Origin of the sequence: Rhodovulum euryhalinum, assembly GCF_004342445.1 — a bacterium.
GTDB classification, from domain to species: Bacteria; Pseudomonadota; Alphaproteobacteria; order Rhodobacterales; family Rhodobacteraceae; genus Rhodovulum; species Rhodovulum euryhalinum.
Genome location: NZ_SLWW01000002.1, coordinates 331,785 through 345,128, shown reverse-complemented (window position 1 = coordinate 345,128; position 13,344 = coordinate 331,785). Strand labels below are relative to the sequence as shown.

Genomic DNA, 13,344 nt, shown 5'->3' with positions numbered 1-13,344 from the left:
CGCCCAACCGGGGGATGGGCGAACTCGGTGAACTGCCTGATCGCTCAGGCAGAAAAGATCATGGGCGTGATGATCCGCGCCTGGCTCCAGGCGCGGGCAATCGGCCCCTTGGTGTTCATGTCTCCCTGCCGCACCAGCGTCAGCACCCAGGCGATCACCGCCAGGGGAAGCGCAGCAAGGAAGATGATCGCGAAATAGACCGTGAACTCCGCTTTCGGCGGCCGGTGCGCGCGCGCCACGTGGACGTCGGAAGTCTGGTCGGTCATTTGCTTTCTCCTCTGACAAGGCGTTCGAAACCGGCGGGCGCCAGCGCCTCGACGGTTTCCCGCACCACCCGCTCGGCCCCTTGTTCAAGCGCGGCCTTTTCGGCGGCGTCGCGCAGGGATTTCGCAGCGGAAATGCGGGTTAGAACCGGGTGTTCGGCCACGATACGGTCGAGAAGTGCCTGAGCGTCCTCGTCCCAGGGGAAATCGCGGCGAAGCCGGGTGGGTGTTGCCGCGGCCGAGTCCATCTCGGTCCCAAGCGGCAGGATGTGGAAGAGTGCATCGAAAAGCGCGTTGCACACCTCCTGAACCAGGTAGGTTGAACCTGCATAGCCCATGAAGGGCGTGCCCGTCGCGCGCCGGATCGCCGCACCCGGGAAACCGGCGGGGATGAAGGCCGGCTTCGGGCCGTGCCCGGCACCCAGCTCGGCCAGGTACATCTTCTCGTTGATCGAGCCCATCACGACGAGCGGCCGCTTTTGCGCCATCAGCGCACGGACCTGTTCGTTGTCGGTCTTGCTGCCAGCCTTGCGAGCTACTGCAAAGGCACAGGGCAGGCCGAGATCCGATTCCATGAAGTTCCGGATACCCCGGGCATAGGTCTCGTTCGCGACGATGGCAAAGGTCGCCGTGGCAAAGAAGTCCTGCGTGACCGACCGCCACAGATCCCAGACCGGCTTGATCGTCGAGTGCTTTTCGCGCGCGATGAACGGCTCCGGGTCGAGGCCCAGCATCTCGCCCAGGGTGCGCAGGAACTTCGTCGTCGAGTCGATACCGATGGGGGCCTGAAGATACGGCTTGCCCAGAACCTCGGCGAGGCCGCGGCCGAACTCGCGATACATCACGATGTTCACGTCTGCGTTCACCAGGTTGCGCATCTCGGCCAGATGGGCGCCCAGCGGCATCACCATGTTGACCTCGGCGCCGATGCCTTCGACCAGGCGACGGATCTCGGCGAGGTCCGAAGGCATGTTGAACACGCCGTACATGGGGCCGAGGATGTTGACCCTCGGCTTCGCGCCTTCTTCGCGCGGTTTCTCGGGGGGCATCCGGCCCTTGGTCATCCCGAATTCCGAGAAGATCCAGGTCATTGCCCGGTCAGCGGCTTCCCACTGGTCCTCGTCGATGGTCCGCGGCAGGAAGCGCTGGATGTTGGTGCCCTGCGGCGTGACCCCGCCGCCGATCATCTCGGCGATCGAGCCGGTCACGACGACAGCCGGCAGCGCCGGGTCGAGCGCACCCCAGGCGCGCTTCATCGCGCCCTCGGTGCCGTCGCGGCCCAGTTCCTCTTCACCCAGGCCGGTGACGACGATGGGCAACTCGTGCGGGGGCAGCGCGTCGGTGTAGTGCAGCACCGAGGTGACGGGCAGGTTCTCGCATCCGACGGGCCCGTCGATGACGACTTGCAGGCCCTTGACGGCACAGAAGGCATAAACCGCCCCCCAGTACCCCCCTGCCCGGTCGTGATCCAGGACCAACATCAGATCATCTCCTCGGCCTTCTCGGCGCGACGTTTCTTGTCCAGCTTCTTCTGGTGGGCTGCCCGGAACTCCGGATGGAGATTCGGATCACCCTCCCAGACGCCAGCGGTGTCTCCCTCTCCGACACCTTCGAAGAATTCGCGCATCGACGCCATGCGTCCCTTGTTCGCAATGGCTGCATTTACCACTTGCGCAAGAGACCCGGCACCGGCCGGACCCATCAGCGGCCGGGCGGAAATCAGGTTGGTGAAGTAGAGGGCGGGGAGGCCCAGTTCCTTGGCGTGCTGAACCACGGGGGTCGTGCCGATCGCGAGATCGGGCCTGATCGCGTCGACGGCCGCCTTGTCGTCCTCGAGCGAAGCCCTGAAGACAACCTTGACGCCCTTGGATTCCAGCCAGTCGCGGTCGGCCTCGGATTGCTTCGTTTTGGGGCAAGCCGTTCCAACATAAGGAATATTCGCGCCTGATTCGATCAGCAGGCGCGCCACCAGAAGTTCGGAGCCCTCATAGCCCGACAGCGTGATGGTGCCGTTGACGGGGGCCCCGGCCAGCGCGCCCTTGATGGCGGGCAGGAAGGTATTCTGCGCCTTGGCGACCTTGTCGGCGGGCAAGCCGAAGGCGTCGCCGATATTGGCCAGCCACGCGGCTGTGCCATCATGTCCCACCGGGGCCGAGCCGACGATCGGACGGCCAGCCGCGTCGAATTCACGCATGGCGGCAGTATAGAACGGATGGATCGCCGCGACCGCGCCGCAATCAAGCGCGGCATAAAGCTCGCGCCATTCACGGCAGGGCACCACCGGCCCGCAGGCCAGGCCCAGCGGGTCGAGCATCTGGCCGATGACGATGGGATCGGCAGGGAACATCTCGCCCAGAAGCGTCACGGTCGGACGATCCGAAACCCCGCCCTCGGGCGCGGCCACGGGGCCGGCCATGATTTCCTTGCGGGCGTAGTTCAGCATCGCCCCGGCCAGCACATCCTTGGCCTCGGCATGGGTCGGGATACCGAATCCCGGCACGTCGATACCGACGATCCGCACACCGTTGATCTCGTCCGGCAACAGCCGCAGCGGCACACCCGAAGCGGTGGGCACGCACAGGTTCGTTACCACGATCGCGTCATAGCGGTCGGGATCGGCCAGTTCGTGCACCGCGTCGCGGATGTCCTCGAACAGCTTGCCGGTAACCAGCGTTTCCGAGCTGAACGGCACGTACCCCACCGACCGGCGGGCGCCGTAGAAATGGCTGACGAAGGTCAGGCCGTAGACGCAGCAGGCCGAACCGGACAGCACGGTCGCAACCCGGCGCATCCGAAGGCCGACGCGCAACGAACCGAAGGCCGGGCACATGCTTTGCGGCTTGTCGTGCGGGCCTTGCGGATAGTCCTTGGCATACTGGTCGAGAATGTCGGACTTGCCCGCCATGCGGGCCGCCTTGTCCATCTCGGCCGCTCCGGCATGGCAGCCCATGCCATCGCCCAGCGCCGGATCAGCGCCGCCGCAGGAAGGGTTTCCGGCCTCCCGCGGCGCGCCCTCGATCACCTCGGCGGTGTGGGCCGTGTCGTATGTGACCTCTTCGGTCATGCGTCCTCCAGTTCGCGCGCGGCGGCCGGTTCGCGGTCGGCGCCCTCGCGGAGCTTGTCGGTTTCCTCGTGGTGGGCGAGCGCCTCAAGCACCTCGTCCCAGCGGGCCATCTCGTCGAGATCAAACATTGTCGTAGACCACTTCGAGCGATTTCCTGGGCTTGGCGAACTTGCCGCGCATGTCGGCATCGGTCGCGGGCATCAGTTCGAACCCGGCGCCGGTCTCCTCGGGGCTGAAGAGGCCCAGCAGGCCATCCTGGTCCAGGGGCGCGGGCCGGATCGGCGGGGCCTCGGCGACCGCCTCGGCCAACGCACCGAACAACGCACCCCAAGGCCCGGCATTGGTGCCGACGATCTGGTAGTTGGCCGATTTCCGGCGGAGTTCCTCGTCCTGCGGGATCGCGGCCAGTACGGGGATGTTGACCGCCTTGGCAAAGGCCTGCGCCTCGCCGGTGCCGTCATCCTTGTTGATGACCAGCCCGGCAACGCCGACATTGCCACCGAGCTTGCGGAAATATTCCACCGCCGAGCAGACGTTGTTGGCGACATACAGCGATTGCAGGTCGTTCGAACCGACCAGGATCACCTTTTGCGCCATGTCCCGCGCGATCGGCAGACCGAAGCCGCCGCAGACCACGTCGCCCAGGAAGTCGAGCAGCACGTAGTCGAAATCCCAGTCGTGGAAGCCCAGCTTTTCCAGCAGCTCGAAGCCGTGGATAATACCGCGCCCGCCGCAACCGCGGCCGACCTCGGGTCCACCAAGCTCCATTGCGAAGACGCCGTTGCGCTTGAAGCAGACATCTCCGATCTGGACCTCTTCGCCGGCGAGCTTCTTCTTCGTCGAGGTCTCGATGATCGTCGGGCAGGCCTTGCCGCCGAACAGAAGGCTGGTCGTGTCCGATTTCGGATCGCAGCCGATCAGCAGGACGCGCTTGCCCTGCTCGGCCATCATGTTGGACAGGTTGGCCAGCGTGAAGGACTTGCCGATGCCGCCCTTGCCGTAGATCGCGATGATCTGCGTCTTCTTGGTCGGCTCGGTGACAGGAATCTCATCCAGCGGCTCGTTCGCTTCGTCGCGAAGGCGCTGGTCCATGTCTTTGATATTCGGGACGTCAAGCGTCATGAACGGCTCCCCAGTTCAGGATCATTTTCAGACAGGCAGGATCGTTGAATGCGGTTTCATAGGCTTCTGCGGCCTTTTCCGCGGGCACGCTGTGGGTAATCAGGCCCCCCAGCGACAACGCCCCGGCTTCCACAAGCTGGCGCGTTGCAATCAGGTCGTCGCGCTCCCATTCCGCAGCGATGCGCAGGCGGGCCTCCTTCATGAAGGCGGGCGGGAAGGCGAAGGACAGAGGTTGGGTATAGAACCCGGCCAGCACCACCTCGCCGCCCTTGGCGATCCGGGTGATGAGGCTGTCGAGCAGGCTGCCGACACCCGAGGCGTCGTAGATCGTGCGGTAGTCGCGGCGCGGATCATTGTCGGGATGCAGCACCTCGTAGCCCTCGGCGCCATCGGCGCGCGCGGGGTTGATCTCCCACACGGTGGGGGCGGGGGCGCCCGCGGCGATGGTCAGCCGGGCCAGCAGGCGGCCCAGCACGCCGTGGCCGACGATCAGTTCCGGCATCTTCTTGTCGACACCCGCCAGCGCGTGACGCGCGGTCGCGGCCAGCGCCAGCAACGCACCCTCGGCGCCGAGTCCCGGGTCGATCCGGGTCACGCGGGACGCGTCGGTCACCAGCCGGCGGGCCGAGCCGCCGAACAGGCCGAACGCCCCGTCATAGCAGTTGGCGCCGGGCACGAAGACCCGCTCACCCACCTTGAAGTTCGTGTCGGACCCGGCCTCGATCACCTCGCCCGCAGCCTCGTAGCCCGGCACCAGCGGATAGCCCATCCCGGGAAAGGGCGGCATTTCGCCAGTGTAGAAAAGCTTTTCGGTGCCCGTGGAGATGCCGGAATGGGAAATCTCGACCACAAGGTCGCGGCTGCCCGGTTCCGTCAGCGCCAGCCTGCCAAGCCCAAGCTCCCTGGGACCCCGAAGGATGACGGCGGTGGTTTCCATGGACACTTCCCTTCACGTCCGCATTCCCGAGAGACTCGGGACTCACTCATTGGTGATCGGCTCTTGTCTTGTCAGTTTAATTAGACAGCCCCAAGTGTCAACTTTTTTAGACAGCCTGCCGGGGCAATTATGTCGCCCCGGGTTTACAGCCCGTCACCACCGACGTGACGAAGGGGCGGCGGGATCGCGGGGTCTCAATGCCTTGGAATCCCGCCTCTTTCATCATTTCGGCGATGCGCGCCTGGGACCGCGCCTTGCCGGTCTGCATGGCCATGCAATAAAATGCGAAATAGGCGTCGCCCGGCCGATGGGGGCGGTCTCCGCCCGACATCGGCTCGGACACGAGCAGTTTTCCACCCGGCGGCAAGGCGGCGAAAATCTTCGCCATCAGCGCCCGAACCGTTTCGTCCGAGTGGTCGTAGCAGACCCGGATCAGCGAGATCGCGTCACCCCCCTCGGGCAGCGGGTCGTCGCGGAAGCTTCCGCCGACGACATGCACCCGGCCGGACAGGCCCGCCTCGCGGAACCGCGCCTCGGCTGCGGGCACGACGGCGGGCAGGTCGAATAGCGTCATCCTGAGCGACGGATTGGCCCGGCCGACGGCGGCAAGAAACGCGCCCGTGCCCCCGCCCACGTCCAGCAGATGCGTGATCCCGTCGAGCGAAACTGTCCGCAGCGTTTCTTCGGCCACCAGCGCCTGGCTGTCGGCCATGAGTTGCGAGTAGCGCTGCGCCACATCGGGGTTCTCGGCCGCACCCGCACCAAAGACATAGGGCCAGAACCGGGCAAGCTCGGTCTGTTTTTCGCCCCGGAGAACCGCGATCGGGTCCTCCATGTCGCGGTAGAACACATCGTGGTGGCGGATCATGCCGATGAGCCCTGGCACGCCCATCAGCGCCGCCCCCAGGCCCGAAAGCTGGTAGCCACCTCCCATCCGCTCGAACAGGCCGAGCGCCGTGGCCGCCTGCATCAGTGCCTCCATCCGATCCTCGGGGATGCGGGCGCGATTGGCGAGCGTCGTCAGGCTCTGCGGCGCGTCCCGGGTGGCCGTCAGGAGGTCGAGCTCGACAACGGCCCACAGAACCTGGCTGTGGACAAAGCCCGCCACGAGGTCGAACAGCCGCTCGCCTTCGCGCCTGGCATGGCCCCGGGTCAGCGGAAAGCGGCTGGCCCAGCTCTGGAAGGCGGGCGAGGCGATCTTGCGATTGCGCCAGCGGCGCCAACTGAACCCGCGCGGGGCACGCGCGGGGGCGGTATCAGGAATGGCGTCGGTCATTCGGCGACCTGGCTCGCAGGTTCGGGGATCAGCCGTTCGGCCATCATGCGGACCATCTGCGCCAGCCGCGCCTCGCCCGGGCAGGACGGGATCGAGGCGATGGCGCCCGACAGGATATCCTTGAAGCGTTGCACCGCGCCATCGACGCCCAGTTCGGCCACCGCGCTCGGCCGGCCATTGGCCGCATCCTGTCCGGCAGGCTTGCCCATCGTCTCGGCATCCAGCAGCGCGTCCTTGAGGTCGTCGGCCACCTGGAACGCCTCGCCGATGCGGTCGCCCAGTTCCTCCCACGGCTCGGCCTCGTGGCCCGCCGCAACGGCGCCCATCGAGGTCGCGGCGATGAAAAGCGCGCCGGTCTTGGCGCGGTGATAGGCGGACAGGTCGATCTTGTCCTCGCTCTCCCAGCCCTGGCCGGCGCAGATGCCGTAGGGCATGCCGGTGCGCTGGCCCAGGATGCGGATCAGTTCGATCGCGCGCTGGCAGTCGTGATGGGCCGCGCGGGCCAGCACCTCGAAGCCCGCGACGATCAGGCTGTCGCCGGCCAACAGCGCCAGCGGTTCGCCATAGGCCTTGTGCAACGCGGGCTTGCCGCGCCGTATGTCGGCATTGTCGAAGCACGGCATGTCGTCATGGACGAGGCTGGCGCAGTGGATCAGCTCGACCGCCGTCGCGGCGGCGTCGGCCAGATCGGGTTTGTCGTCGCCGCAGGCCATCGCGACGTTCAGGCAGATGGTGGGGCGAATGCGCGCACCGCCCGGTGTCACCGCGTAATCCAGCGCCGCGGCCAGTTTCGGCGGCGCCGCGCCGGCCTGTCCCTCTGCAATCGCACGGCTGATGGCGGATTCGATGCGGCCCGAAAGGTCCATGGTGGCTCCCCGTTCTGGTCTGTCCGCTGCACATACCCGGATGTGTCAGGCAGGCGAGACATTCACGATTGTAAATCAGGATGGACACTCTATGGTCCCGAGTCAACATTCCTTGAGGTGGATCAAGATGGCCGCAAGGGCTGAGGAAATCGTCGTCATCGGCGCCGGGATGGGGGGGCTTTCGGCGGCGATCCGGCTGGCCCATGCGGGGCTGAAGGTGCATGTCGTGGACCGCGCGCCCGGGCCGGGCGGCAAGATGCGCACGATGGCGACCGACGCCGGGCCGGTCGATGCCGGGCCCACGGTGATGACCCTGCGCCCCGTCTTCGAGGAGCTTTTCGACAGCACCGGCGCGCGGCTGTCCGACTATGTGACGCTGCATCGCGAAGAGGTTCTGGCGCGCCACTGGTGGCCGGACGGCGGAACGCTGGATCTCTTCGCCGACGAGGCAGCCAGCGCGGCGGCGGTGGGCACCTTCGGCGGGGTGCAGGCGGAACGCGAATTCCGCGCCTTCTGCGCCCGGGCAAAGCGGCTCTATCAGGCGTTCGAGGGGCCGATGATGCTGGCGGGCACGCCCTCGCAAGGCGCGCTGACCGCCCATGTGCTGACCCATCCCAGGCTGATCCTCGACATGGCGCCGCACCGGACGCTGGCGCAAACGCTCGGCGCGCAGTTCTCCGACCCGCGGCTGGCCCAGCTCTTCGGGCGCTATGCCACCTATGTCGGCGGCTCGCCGTTCCGGTCGCCCGCGATCCTGGGGCTGATCTGGCACGCCGAGGCACAGGGCGTCTGGCGGGTCGAGGGCGGCATGAAACGGCTGGCCCACGGGCTGGAACGGCTGGCCCGCACGCAGGGCGCCGCCTTTACCTTCGGCGCCGGGGCCGCACGGATCGAGACGCGTGCCGGCCGAGTCGTCGCCGTGCACCTGGAGGATGGCACCCGCCTGCCCGCCGATATCGTCGTCTTCAACGGCGATCCGGCCGCGCTGGGGGCGGGGCTGCTCGGCGAGGGTCTGCGCGACACCCTGCCGCGCGCGGCCACCCATCCGCGCAGCCTGTCGGCCTATGTCTGGTCCTATGCCGCCGTCCCGACGGGGCCGGAGCTTGTCCATCACAACGTCTTTTTCTGCACCGATCCGCATACCGAATTCGATCCGATCGAAGCTGGCCGTATGCCGGACGACGGCACGCTCTATATCTGCGCGCAGGACCGGGGCACCGGCACCTCGCCGCAGGGGCTGGAACGGTTCGAGATCATCATGAACGGCCCGCCCCAAGCGGACGGGGCCGATCCGACAGACGAGGAGAAAGAGACGTGCCGGACGCGCACCTTCGAGACGCTGGCCCGGTTCGGGCTGACCTTCGACCCGACACCGGGGACCGAATGGCTGACGACGCCGCGGCAGTTCGCGAAGCTGTTCCCGGCCTCGGAAGGTTCCCTCTACGGGCGGAGCCCGCACGGCCTGACAGCCTCGTTGAAGAAGCCCACGGCACGGACGAAGGTGGCGGGGCTCTACCTGGCGGGGGGCGGGGCGCATCCGGGGGCGGGCATCCCCATGGCAACCCTCTCCGGACGGCACGCGGCCGCGGCGATCTTGACGGACCTTGCTTCGACCTAGAGGTGCCGCCGGACGGCTATGCCTGGTGGTATGTCGACGGCATCAGCCGCGACGGCGAACAGCAGATTTCCATCATCTCGTTCATCGGATCGGTGTTCTCGCCCTGGTATCGCTGGTCGGGGCGCCGGAACCCCGAGGATCATTGCTGCATCAACGTCGCGACCTATGGGCGGGGCGGCCGCTGGACGATGACCGACCGCGGCCAGGCCGCCCTGCGCCAGTCGCGCAACACGTTCGAGGTCGGGCCATCGAAACTCACCTGGACGGGCCGCCAGTTGCTGATCGACATCGACGAGGTGGCCTGGCCCCGGATGCACCGGCTGAAGGGGCGCGTGACGGTCACCCCGTCGGCGATCACCTCGGTCGAGTTGCCGCTGAAACAGGACGGCAGCCATGTCTGGCGGCCCTTCGCGCCCTCGTCCGAGATCGAGGTCGACCTGAACCAGCCCGGCTGGCAATGGACGGGGCATGGCTATTTCGACGCGAATTTCGGCATCCACGCGCTGGAGGACGATTTCAGCTACTGGACCTGGGGGCGATTCCCGACCGCCGACAACGGCGCCTATTGCTTCTACGACGCCACTGTGCGGGACGGCTCGGAACTGGCGGTGGGGCTGCATTTCGGGGCGGATGGCTCGGCCGAGGTGATCGACGCGCCGCCGCGCACGCGCTTCGCCCGGTCGAAATGGCTGGTCCGGCGCGAGACCCGGGCCGATCCGGGCTACACGCCCCTGCAGGTGGCCGACATGCTGGACGCGCCGTTCTATTGCCGTTCGGCGGTCCGGACCCAGGTCTTCGGCGAGGAAATGGTGGGCGTTCACGAGGCACTGGACCTCGACCGCTTTGCCAGTCCGCTGCTGAAGCCGATGCTGGCGGTGCGGGTGCCGCGGCGGGCGGGGTGGCGGTTCGGGGACTGAGAGCCGGGGATGACCGGATTTCGCCTTGCTTGCGCAAGGCGACCGGCTGGGGGCTTTGCCCCCAGACCCCCAGAGTATTTGGACCAAGAAGAAGGACCGCGGCGGACTACGCCCCGGCCATCTGCGCCGCGCCGGGATTGCGGCGCCAGATCGAGAAGTTCAGCGCAAAGGCGTAGCTGGTCCAGACGAGATAGGGGGCGACCAATGCCCCTGCAACAGGATCCACGCGCCAGAAGGCAATGACCATCGCCAGCACCGAGGCCCACATGCCGAACAGCACGATCAGCGCCGGGAACAACCGGTGCAACCCGAAGAACACCGGCGACCAGAGCGTGTTGAACACGATCTGCAATCCCCAGATCGCCAGCGCATGGCTCATCTCGGGGTGGCCCGAGATCGCGATGCGCATCGCGGCGTAGGCCATCGAGAGGTACAACACGAACCAGGCCATCGGGAACAGCCAGTTGGGCGGCGTCCAGACCGGCTTGGACAGCCGTTCATACCATGTGCCAGGCGAGAAGAACGCCCCGGTGGACCCCGCTGCAAAGGCGGTGACGACGAAGATCGCGAAGAGCGGCCAATCCATCAGCATGCTTCCTAGATAGCGCGGCGTTGTCCCTCGGCCAATGCGGCAAGGCGCCTTGCCTGCTCTTGCGCCTTCAATTGCGCGAGAACGGCGATAACCTCGCCCGCGCGGCCCTCGCCCCACGGGTTGGCGGACGGCAATCGTTCGGCCGCGGCCTCGACCAGATAGGCACATTCCGGCAAGGGCTTGCCATACAGAACGGCCGAGCGCGGCATGGCCGTGACGATCAGCGTCTGGATCGAGGACCAGATCAGCCAGCCGATCTTCTGGCCTTTGGTGGTGACGGCCCGGCGCGTGATGCTGTCGAAATCGGCGCGCGCGATCTCGCGCCCGATCGCGGCGTAGATATGGCGCGCTGCGAAGATGCCGGGGCGGCAGGAAAACGGCAGTTCGACCAGCCCCGGTTCGGCCCGGAAATAGAGCCGGTTCGCATCGGCCAGCAGCCGCCGGACCATGCGCCGCATCTCGGGCGTGGGCTGCGGATCGGCGAGAAAGGCGTCGAGGTCGATCCCCGCCTCGTCCATCCAGTCGGTCGGCAGGTAGAACCGGCCCTCGTGCGCGTCCTCGCCCACGTCGCGGCTGATGTTCGACAGCTGCATCGCCACGCCCAGATCGCAGGCCCGCGCCAGCGCGTGCGGGCAGCGCGCCCGCATCAGCACCGCCATCATCACGCCGACCGCCGCCGCCACCCGCGCGGAATAGGCATAGACATCGGACAGGGTCTTGTAGCGCCGGCCCATCGCGTCCCAGGCCATGCCTTCCAGCAGGGCCTCGGGCAGGGTGCGCGGCATTTCGAACTCCTCGACCACCGCCGCGAAGGCCCGGTCGGCGGGGGCGTTCCGGGGAGCGCCTCGATAGATCAGGTCAAGCCGCTCGCCCAGGGTAAGCACCGCCGCGCTCTTGTCCTTTGTCAGATCCACCGAATCGTCGGTCATCCGGCAAAAGGCATAGAGCGCCAGCGCGGGGTCGCGGACCCGGTCCGGCAAGAGCTTGGACGCGGCATGGAAGGAATACGACCCGGTCCGGATCGAGGCTTCGCAATGCGCAAGATCCGCGGGGTTGATCATCTCAGCCCGCCGTCACGGGGGCGGCGTCCGGCACGAGCTTGGCCATGACCTCGGCCGAGGTGATCACGCTGGGCAGCCCCGCGCCCGGATGGGTGCCGGCACCGACCATGTAAAGCCCTTCGACCTCTTCGCTGATGTTGTGGGGGCGGAAATTCGCGCTCTGGAAGATGCGCGGTTCCAGCGAGAACCCGGCGCCATAAGGCGAGAGATAGCGGTCGCAGAACTGCTCGGGCGTGAAGAACAGGCTGGTCGAGACATGCTTGCCGAGCCCCGGCATGAGCTTGTCTTCCATGAAGTCCTGCACCGCCTGGCGATAGCGCTCGCCATTGGCCTGCCAGTCGACGGGGGTGTCGGTGTGCAGGTTCGGCACCGGCGACAGCGCGTAGAACGTGTCGTCGCCCTCGGGCGCGGCCGAGGAGTCGGTGACCGAGGGGCGGTGGATATAGAGGCTCATGTCGTCGCACAGCTTTTCCTGGTGGAAGAAGATGTCCTTGACGAGACCCTTGTAGCGCGGGCCGTTCAGCACCGTGTGATGGCCCACGTCCTTCCACATCCCCCGCGTCCCCTTCGTTCCGAAATACCAGACGAAGAGGCCCATCGACCAGCGTTTCTTCGCCAGCGATTCGTCGGTCCAGCGCCAGCGGCGGTGGTTCCTCAGAAGGGTGTTGTAGGTAAAGCCCGCATCGGCGTTCGACACCACGATGTCGGCCTTGAGCACCTCACCCGAGGCAAGCCGGACGCCCGTGGCCTTGTGTGAATGGGGGCGCCGTTCGACGAGGATCTCGTCGACCTCGGTGCCCATGCGCATCATTCCGCCCTGCCCCTCGATTACGCCGGCCATCGCCTTGGCGATCGCGGCCACGCCACCCATCGCGTAATGCACCCCGAATTCCTTTTCGAGGTAGCTGACGAGGATATACATCGAGGTGACGTTGAACGGGTCGCCCCCGATGAACAGCGGGTGGAACGACAGCGCCATGCGCAGGCGCTCGTCCTTTACCCGGCTCGCGGCATGGGCATAGACCGACTTGTCGGCGCGCAGCATCCCGAAGATGTGCAGCACCTTCACCAGGTCCATCCACTTGTGCATCGGCTTGCGGCCCAGTTCCTCGAATCCGAACCAGTAGCGCTTCTCGCTGTCCTTCAGGAACTGGTCATAGCCCGCGAGGTCAGAAGGCGACAGGCGGGCCACCTCGGCCCGCATGCCATCGGTATCCTGCTGCGCCCGGAATCGTTCGCCGTCGGGGAACACGATCTCGTAGAACGGATCCATCGGGACCAGTTTCACGTCCGCGTCGAAATCGCGGCCGCAATCCTGCCAGAGCGAGCGGAAGATTTGCGGCACCGTCACGATGGTCGGGCCTAGGTCGAACCGGTGCCCGTCCTGCCAGATCGCCGAGCCGCGGCCGCCCGGCACGTCAAGCTTGTCGATCACGGTGACCCGGTAGCCCTTGGCGCCAAGGCGCATCGCGGCGGCAAGACCGCCGAGACCCGCCCCGATCACGACCGCATGTGGGCCCGCGGCCCGGACTGCTTCCTCCGCAAGGGCAGGATCAACTCGTGTCATCATGTCGCTAGGTTAAACCTGTCTAGTTTAGTTTACAATGCTTCTACCGGATGCGCGCCGG

The 13,344-nt window shown here is 66.7% G+C and carries 13 protein-coding genes; 2 read left to right on the top strand and 11 right to left on the bottom strand.

The genetic code is table 11. The annotated features are described in order from the left end of the window. Window positions 1-44 precede the first annotated feature (44 nt). The 8 genes from pufQ to EV655_RS03945 form a co-directional block, all read right to left on the bottom strand. A complete protein-coding gene (gene pufQ, locus EV655_RS03975; RefSeq protein WP_132542054.1) occupies window positions 45-266 on the bottom strand; it encodes a cytochrome PufQ in 222 nt (73 codons plus the stop codon). Next, window positions 263-1,744 carry a chlorophyllide a reductase subunit Z gene (gene bchZ / locus EV655_RS03970; protein WP_132542052.1) on the bottom strand — a complete coding sequence of 494 codons (1,482 nt, stop codon included), beginning with the start codon at window positions 1,742-1,744 and terminating at the stop codon, window positions 263-265. Before bchZ ends, pufQ begins: the two co-directional genes overlap by 4 nt. Further along, window positions 1,744-3,327, bottom strand: a complete 1,584-nt coding sequence (gene bchY / locus EV655_RS03965) for a chlorophyllide a reductase subunit Y (protein WP_132542050.1) — start codon at window positions 3,325-3,327, stop codon at window positions 1,744-1,746. The genes bchZ and bchY overlap by 1 nt, the downstream gene beginning before the upstream one ends. Beyond that, window positions 3,324-3,455 (bottom strand): hypothetical protein, encoded by a 132-nt coding sequence (locus EV655_RS19000; RefSeq protein ID WP_279389326.1) that lies wholly within the window; start codon window positions 3,453-3,455, stop codon window positions 3,324-3,326. The genes bchY and EV655_RS19000 overlap by 4 nt, the downstream gene beginning before the upstream one ends. Continuing rightward, entirely contained in the window at window positions 3,448-4,449 is a 1,002-nt protein-coding gene (locus EV655_RS03960; RefSeq protein WP_132542048.1) for a chlorophyllide a reductase iron protein subunit X, read from the bottom strand. The genes EV655_RS19000 and EV655_RS03960 overlap by 8 nt, the downstream gene beginning before the upstream one ends. Then, on the bottom strand, window positions 4,439-5,386 hold the full coding sequence (bchC, locus tag EV655_RS03955; protein WP_132542046.1) for a chlorophyll synthesis pathway protein BchC: 948 nt from the start codon (window positions 5,384-5,386) through the stop codon (window positions 4,439-4,441). Before bchC ends, EV655_RS03960 begins: the two co-directional genes overlap by 11 nt. A gap of 127 nt (window positions 5,387-5,513) precedes the next feature. After that, window positions 5,514-6,662: a methyltransferase gene (locus EV655_RS03950; RefSeq protein ID WP_132542044.1), complete on the bottom strand. Its 1,149-nt coding sequence runs from the start codon at window positions 6,660-6,662 to the stop codon at window positions 5,514-5,516. Beyond that, entirely contained in the window at window positions 6,659-7,528 is an 870-nt protein-coding gene (locus EV655_RS03945; RefSeq protein ID WP_132542043.1) for a polyprenyl synthetase family protein, read from the bottom strand. Before EV655_RS03945 ends, EV655_RS03950 begins: the two co-directional genes overlap by 4 nt. Before the next feature lie 127 nt (window positions 7,529-7,655). Between EV655_RS03945 and crtD the strand changes: the two genes are divergently transcribed. After that, on the top strand, window positions 7,656-9,146 hold the full coding sequence (gene crtD / locus EV655_RS03940; protein ID WP_132542041.1) for a 1-hydroxycarotenoid 3,4-desaturase CrtD: 1,491 nt from the start codon (window positions 7,656-7,658) through the stop codon (window positions 9,144-9,146). 41 nt (window positions 9,147-9,187) lie between these two features. Continuing rightward, window positions 9,188-10,063, top strand: a complete 876-nt coding sequence (gene crtC, locus EV655_RS03935) for a carotenoid 1,2-hydratase (protein WP_279389328.1) — start codon at window positions 9,188-9,190, stop codon at window positions 10,061-10,063. Window positions 10,064-10,169: 106 nt separating this feature from the next. On the opposite strand, the gene tspO is transcribed toward crtC, so the two are convergent. Genes tspO through EV655_RS03920 form a run of 3 tightly spaced genes read right to left on the bottom strand, consistent with a single transcriptional unit; the run spans window position 10,170 to window position 13,286 of the window. Next, window positions 10,170-10,655: a tryptophan-rich sensory protein TspO gene (gene tspO, locus EV655_RS03930; protein WP_341540296.1), complete on the bottom strand. Its 486-nt coding sequence runs from the start codon at window positions 10,653-10,655 to the stop codon at window positions 10,170-10,172. Window positions 10,656-10,660: 5 nt separating this feature from the next. Beyond that, window positions 10,661-11,716 carry a 15-cis-phytoene synthase gene (crtB, locus tag EV655_RS03925; protein WP_132542037.1) on the bottom strand — a complete coding sequence of 352 codons (1,056 nt, stop codon included), beginning with the start codon at window positions 11,714-11,716 and terminating at the stop codon, window positions 10,661-10,663. A 1-nt stretch (window position 11,717) separates the two neighbouring features. Continuing rightward, window positions 11,718-13,286 (bottom strand): phytoene desaturase, encoded by a 1,569-nt coding sequence (locus EV655_RS03920; protein WP_132542035.1) that lies wholly within the window; start codon window positions 13,284-13,286, stop codon window positions 11,718-11,720. Between the last annotated feature and the right edge of the window lie 58 nt (window positions 13,287-13,344).